Raw genomic sequence first — 4,746 nt, 5'->3', positions numbered from 1 at the left:
GTTTTTTACAAATGTTCTTTTTACCGTATTGCAAGGTACATACCGGGGATTTTCCCCGTATAGGATCATTTTATTTTCGTATATTCATGTACGGTAAACCCTCCACCTGTGAAGTAGTCGAATTGGTCTGTATCTATCTGTTCCTACACCTCAGGGAGAATAAAAGTAACGCGTAGCTATAAGAACACAACCGGTAGTTGATTTCTCCTTATTTAACAAATGCAGAAAAAAAGCGACTGTTACCTGTAACAGCAGGGGAAGTATTTGTACATAAAAAACACCTTCCAGGCTGCCCGTTGCCCGGAAGGTGCTACCCGTGATACATTGTTTGATCAGTTACCCCAGAAAGTATTTTCCTGCAGGATATCTTCCGCATATATTTTTGCTGCTACAATTTTTCCATCCTTTACCGTATATACGTCTACGTTATCTGTATGCAATTCTGCCCCCGGCCTGGACGCTTTCCAGGTAAGTACTACAGACGCCTGGTTGCCATTTACAGCGATGGTTTTTACCGCATGGAGCGACATGGTATTCTCTGATACTTCAAACATACCGCCTACCATCTGAAATACTTCCCCGCTGGATTTTTTGATACCGGAGAAACGGTTATTGCCCGGTTGTTCCCAGGTTATTTCCGGGTGCAGCAGTGCGCCCAGTTTTTCAAGGTTTACCTGTTGTACTGCATTTACAAAATCTGTTACTACCTGTAATGTTTGCTGTTCCATTTTATATTTTTTTATTGTTGATGAATTGATAATGCAAAGCTATCGCCTGCGCACCCTTTATCATTTATCTTTAGCCGACAAATACTTACCATTTTACGACACAATGATTTTTGTAATCTGCAGAGCCAATACCTTTGTTATATGAAACAGCTGGTATTAAGTATTATTGCATATGCGGTGCAGCGTGATGTAGATGCCGCGCAGCTTTGTAAGCTGGCGGGCATCGACCTGGGGGCGTTGAAAAAGAGTCATACCGCGCCTGTTACCGCACAGCAGCTGCAGGATCTGTGGCTGAATGCAGGCAGGTTAACCAACGATCCTTTATTTGGATTACATTTCGGCGAATCGCTGCAACCCGCAGCCCTGGGTGTGGTAGGCGAAATTATCAGGAGCAGCGCTACGGTAGGAGACGCGCTCACACATGCTGCGGCTTTAACGCACCTGGTTACAGACCAGTGCAGGATGGAGGTAACCCGCACTGCCAGGAACTTTACCGTACGGCTGTTGCCGGTGGTGGATTATGGCGCCGCTCCGCCTTATGCTTTCCGGCAATTGATTGATCTTTTATTAATGATGGTGATCCATGAACTGGATGGTTTGCTGCTGGAAAAAATTGTTCCGCAGGCGGCGCGACTGGCATACACGGTTCCCGACCCGGCGGAGTATGAGCGTGTTTTTCGTTGTAAACCTTCCAAACGGGCAGGAGAATATGTGCTGGTATTCGGCAGCAGGTATTGGGATGAGCCCTTATTAACGGCCAATTATGAACTTCAGAACCTGTTACTGCAAAAAGTGAGTAGCCTGCCTAAAACACAGGGGCAGCCGCAAACCCTGCAGAACAGGATCTATAATTACCTGCTGGCCAACTCCTATCTTGGCGTATCGTCGCTGAACAATATGGCGGCAAATTTTAACATGAGCCCGCGCAGTTTACAGCGGAAACTGAAAGAGGAAGGTGTAAAGTATCAGGATATTGCAGATGCGGTGCGACATTCACTGGCGGTGTATTATATTTCTTCCGGTAATTATCCTTTAAAAGATATTTCCTGGATGCTTGGTTATAATGAGCTAAGTGCGTTTACGAGGGCTTTCAAGCGGTGGACAGGCAGTTCGCCGGTACAGTATCATCAGTCGTTGTAGTTCAGGAAGGTATCTTTGTGTACGATTCCCCATTTCTTCACAAAAATATATGCTCCTTTTTCCATGGCGCTGAGATAGTCCTGCAGCCATTCTTCAAAAGAGCCGGCTACAACGGCGCGGTGGCTGTCGTCGTGCCAGAAAGTGATTATTTGCCCGTGTTTGCCTTCTGGCGCCGGGTCCAGGTCAATGCAGAGGTGATTGCCGAAGCCGTCGCCTGTAAAAGGGATCCACAGCGGGTTCCACCAATCGTTTTTAATGCCGGTATCCGGTGTGGAAAGTATGGGTTCATCATGATAATTGAAAGTGCCTGTGTCCAGCAGGTTTTTCCAGTGATGCCACTGGGTGATGATATCTTCCACGCTCAGTAGTTGATCTGCATCCACCAGGCCGGCCCTGGCCTTTTGCTGGCCGTTGTGAATAGCATAAAAAGCTTTGAAAGAAGCCGGCATAGCCGTTCCTATGAGGTTTTCCAGGGAATCCACCGCTTCAAAAGTAACACCGGGACGAAGGATATTGAGCAGCCGGGGGGCGTTCCGCTGCATCCATTCTTCCCATCTGAGCCAATATTGCTGCATATGGTATGGGTTTTAACGACTATAAAGATGTGAAATTTTATCTATAAATTTATTCATTCCCCCTGCATGTTTTTTATAAGCTAATTATCAATAATTTTGTAACTCTTGTAAAGCGTACAACATCATTAAAAGTAAATAACTCCTTTATGGCACAGTTACCTAAATTTCTCATTGCAGACGACCCTGTAACAGATCCGGAAAATGAATATATTTTTCATACCGAGAAACCCCGCTTCTTTGCCAAACGGGTGGAAGAAGATGAAGAAACTGCCTACATCGATATCATTCATGAAATCGACAATGTGGAAGAATTTTATAAGAGCGCTCCGGAGAAGAAACAGGAACTGCTGGAACAGCTGGAAGACTGGTACTACTCTTACATGGAGTGGCTGGAAGACGATGGTGAGGAAGAAGAGGACGAAGAATAGTGACAGAAAAAGTATTGTAAAAAGCGCCTGCATATTGCGGGCGCTTTTTTATGCGGGTCAGTTATCCTGCAATTGAAGTTCCTTCCGGTAGGCGGAAGGGTTGATGCCTCTGTATTTTTTAAACATCCTGTTCAGGTGGCTTTCATCTGTAAAACCCAGTTCATCCGCAATTTCCCCTACCCGCATACTGCTGTACTGCAGCCTTGTTTCTACGAGTTTCAGTTTATACTGGGTAATGTACTGCTGCAGGCTGTCGCCGTTGTTACGTTTAAAATATTCGCTCAGGTAAGTAGGCGAAATATTAAAGTGGGCTGCAATCTGCTCTGCCCGCAGCTTTTCAGGGGTATAAATGTTTTCATGTATATAACGCAGTATATTCATGGAAGCATCCTGTTTGGCGGGATGTTTAGGTTGTTCCGGCATTTGCAGCAGGATGTTCCGGGCAATTACCATGATCATGGTATTTACGATTTGCTGGGCCATTTCCCGGTGATAAGGCTGTTGGTTTACCAGTTCGCGGATCAGCGCTTCTACCAGTGCTTTTACGAGTGGTTTATCATTTTTGTTTTTTAAGATACAACCCGGCATATGGTTATTATTCTGGAAAATGAACTCCAGTTGCTGTATCCAGTCTTTATGCTGATTTTGAAGATAGATGTTATTAAAGCGGATAAAGAAGAACTTAGTAGATTCCTGTACATCAAACGAGTGACAGTCCTGCGGCATTACCAGGAACAGTTTCCCGGGGCTGTATGGCAGCTGGTTCTTGTTCACGCACTGCATGCCGCTGCCTTCCACGATATACACGAGTTCAAAAAAATTGTGTTTATGCGGATCTATCGGGCACTCTGTACATTCCCGGTATTCGATCTCAAAAGGCTGGTATAAATTCTCTTGTAACATACCTGCAAAAGTACAGAATGATCCTAAGAAAGTACAAATTATTTACCGGCTTCCGCCAGATCTTTGTCTTAACAAAATTTCACTCAAATGGAAAATAACGCTATCGCATTCCTGTTGTTCCGGCTGGCTGTAGCCGCCAGTATGTTCGGCCACGGCCTGGTAAGGCTCCCCAAATTAAATGGCTTCAGCGCCTGGATGGTTAAAAGCTTTGAGAAATCTATGCTGCCGGACCTGATGGTGGTACCTTTCAGCTATGCTTTGCCTGTCGCCGAATTTGTAATCGGATTGTTGCTCCTGGTGGGCTTGTTTACCCGGGCTTCCCTTATTGCCGGTGGCGTGGTAATGGTGCTCCTGGTATTTGGCACCGCCATGATAGAAAACTGGGATGCGTTACCTTCCCAACTGATCCATGCCGCATTCTTCGCCGTACTCCTGGTTTTTATCCAATACAACACTATTGCAGTGGATCATCTTATAAAAAAATAACGACTACAGGAAAGGAAGAGACAGGTGTAATAATATCCTGTTTCTTCTTTAGCTATTATTTGGGGCTCATGTAGCACTTTTTAACCAGGGTACGTAAAGCCGCTATTTTATAAGGACTCTCCAAAAAAGAAGGAAATACTTCCCGGATAAACCGGGGGATTTCGATAGCGTTGCTCATTCCACGAACGCCGTTGATATCAAATGCCCAGGGGAATGCCCACGCGTTATAAGTTTCATAATAAGAGTGATACAAGCTCATTACCTCATTATTTTGATTTACCAGGATAAGGCTTTTGGTGAAGGTGGTAGTGCTGATGGCATCTTCCATATTCAATAACATATTATTAAGCAACGCCGGGTCAATGATTTTTACGCTGTCTACCATTGCCAGTAATTTTTTGAAGTTGAGATTGTTCACATGGATATTTAACTTATTGTTATTGATATCCTGCTGTAAAGCAAGAATATCGCTTTTGCATTGTGCAT

At 44.7% G+C, this 4,746-nt stretch carries 7 protein-coding genes; 3 read left to right on the top strand and 4 right to left on the bottom strand.

Translation table 11 applies throughout. The features are described from left to right. Positions 1–332 precede the first annotated feature (332 nt). Entirely contained in the window at positions 333–728 is a 396-nt protein-coding gene (locus VN105_RS08080; RefSeq protein WP_325639677.1) for a nuclear transport factor 2 family protein, read from the bottom strand. 141 nt (positions 729–869) lie between these two features. Here VN105_RS08080 and VN105_RS08075 point away from each other — a divergent pair, with 141 nt between their 5' ends. Further along, on the top strand, positions 870–1,868 hold the full coding sequence (locus tag VN105_RS08075; RefSeq protein ID WP_325639675.1) for an AraC family transcriptional regulator: 999 nt from the start codon (positions 870–872) through the stop codon (positions 1,866–1,868). Here VN105_RS08075 and VN105_RS08070 read toward each other — a convergent pair. Next, positions 1,856–2,443: an SMI1/KNR4 family protein gene (locus VN105_RS08070; protein ID WP_325639673.1), complete on the bottom strand. Its 588-nt coding sequence runs from the start codon at positions 2,441–2,443 to the stop codon at positions 1,856–1,858. The genes VN105_RS08075 and VN105_RS08070 overlap by 13 nt on opposite strands. A gap of 146 nt (positions 2,444–2,589) precedes the next feature. Here VN105_RS08070 and VN105_RS08065 point away from each other — a divergent pair, with 146 nt between their 5' ends. Next, positions 2,590–2,871 (top strand): hypothetical protein, encoded by a 282-nt coding sequence (locus VN105_RS08065; protein WP_325639671.1) that lies wholly within the window; start codon positions 2,590–2,592, stop codon positions 2,869–2,871. 57 nt (positions 2,872–2,928) lie between these two features. On the opposite strand, the gene VN105_RS08060 is transcribed toward VN105_RS08065, so the two are convergent. Beyond that, positions 2,929–3,774, bottom strand: coding sequence for an AraC family transcriptional regulator (locus VN105_RS08060; RefSeq protein ID WP_325639669.1), 846 nt, complete (start codon positions 3,772–3,774; stop codon positions 2,929–2,931). Positions 3,775–3,861: 87 nt separating this feature from the next. Between VN105_RS08060 and VN105_RS08055 the strand changes: the two genes are divergently transcribed. Beyond that, positions 3,862–4,260 carry a DoxX family membrane protein gene (locus VN105_RS08055; protein ID WP_325639667.1) on the top strand — a complete coding sequence of 133 codons (399 nt, stop codon included), beginning with the start codon at positions 3,862–3,864 and terminating at the stop codon, positions 4,258–4,260. Between the two features lie 55 nt (positions 4,261–4,315). On the opposite strand, the gene VN105_RS08050 is transcribed toward VN105_RS08055, so the two are convergent. Beyond that, a partial coding sequence (locus VN105_RS08050) for a hypothetical protein (protein WP_325639665.1) occupies positions 4,316–4,746 on the bottom strand: 431 nt, incomplete at its 5' end.

The sequence above is a fragment of the Chitinophaga sp. genome, assembly GCF_035564935.1.
Taxonomy (GTDB): Bacteria; Bacteroidota; Bacteroidia; order Chitinophagales; family Chitinophagaceae; genus Chitinophaga.
The sequence above is the reverse complement of the archived record's forward strand: the minus strand, read 5'-3'. Positions and strand labels throughout refer to the sequence as shown.

What these genes read in the sequence shown, in the direction of transcription:
- VN105_RS08080 (WP_325639677.1), bottom strand. Translation starts at nt 728, where the DNA reads ATGGAACAGCAAACATTACAGGTAGTAACAGATTTTGTAAATGCAGTA.
- VN105_RS08075 (WP_325639675.1), top strand. Translation starts at nt 870, where the DNA reads ATGAAACAGCTGGTATTAAGTATTATTGCATATGCGGTGCAGCGTGAT.
- VN105_RS08070 (WP_325639673.1), bottom strand. Translation starts at nt 2,443, where the DNA reads ATGCAGCAATATTGGCTCAGATGGGAAGAATGGATGCAGCGGAACGCC.
- VN105_RS08065 (WP_325639671.1), top strand. Translation starts at nt 2,590, where the DNA reads ATGGCACAGTTACCTAAATTTCTCATTGCAGACGACCCTGTAACAGAT.
- VN105_RS08060 (WP_325639669.1), bottom strand. Translation starts at nt 3,774, where the DNA reads ATGTTACAAGAGAATTTATACCAGCCTTTTGAGATCGAATACCGGGAA.
- VN105_RS08055 (WP_325639667.1), top strand. Translation starts at nt 3,862, where the DNA reads ATGGAAAATAACGCTATCGCATTCCTGTTGTTCCGGCTGGCTGTAGCC.